This window comes from Mesorhizobium sp. M3A.F.Ca.ET.175.01.1.1, from assembly GCF_004791945.1.
In the GTDB taxonomy this organism is placed as follows: Bacteria; Pseudomonadota; Alphaproteobacteria; order Rhizobiales; family Rhizobiaceae; genus Mesorhizobium.
The window spans coordinates 1-287 of sequence record NZ_SRTP01000398.1 but is presented as its reverse complement, the minus strand read 5'-3'; the positions used below and the strand labels follow the sequence as shown (position 1 = coordinate 287).

1 protein-coding gene is annotated in these 287 nt (G+C 64.1%); it reads left to right on the top strand.

Going from position 1 to position 287, the window contains the following annotated elements:
* The coding region (locus EN818_RS32150) for a flagellar hook-basal body complex protein (protein ID WP_135906766.1) at positions 1-287 on the top strand (287 nt) is incomplete at both ends.

The following is a 287-nucleotide window of genomic DNA, read 5'->3' as shown; positions in this document are numbered from 1 at the left end:
GCACTTGCCATCGCCGCCACCGGCATGAATGCCCAGCAGACCAATCTGGAAGTCATCGCCAACAACATCGCCAACATCAATACCACCGGCTACAAGCGGGCGCGGGCCGAGTTCTCCGACCTGCTCTACCAGGTCGACCGCACGCAGGGCGTGCCCAATCGCTCCAACACGTCGCTGGTGCCGGAAGGCGTCTCGATCGGCCTTGGCGTCAAGACGACGGCGGTGCGCAACGTCCACACCCAGGGCGAACTGGCCAGCACCTGCAACAGCTTCGACCTGGCGTTGAC